Genomic DNA, 273 nt, shown 5'->3' on the forward strand with positions numbered 1-273 from the left:
GAACGTCATGCGCTCCAAGGTCGAGCCGATGAAGGCTGTTGCCAAGATGATAAGGCGACACCTCGATGGCATCGTCGCCTGGGTGAAAACACGCCAGACCAATGGCTTCCTGGAAGCGATCAACGGACTCTTCCAAGCTGCGAAACGAAAAGCCCGAGGCTACACGCGACTGAGTACCGCCCGGACGGTGATCTTCCTGCTGGCGGGGAAGCTCGACTTCGGACGCATCAATCCGCATGTGTATGCTTAACCCACTTGGAATTCAACAGACCC

1 protein-coding gene is annotated in these 273 nt (G+C 56.8%); it reads left to right on the top strand.

Annotated features, from left to right (window positions below; all coding sequences use genetic code 11):
• On the top strand, positions 1-250 hold a 250-nt coding region (locus ACEWQZ_RS02325), incomplete at its 5' end, for a transposase (RefSeq protein ID WP_476481462.1).
• Positions 251-273 lie beyond the last annotated feature (23 nt).

Source organism: Wenzhouxiangella sp. YN1 (genome assembly GCF_056324145.1).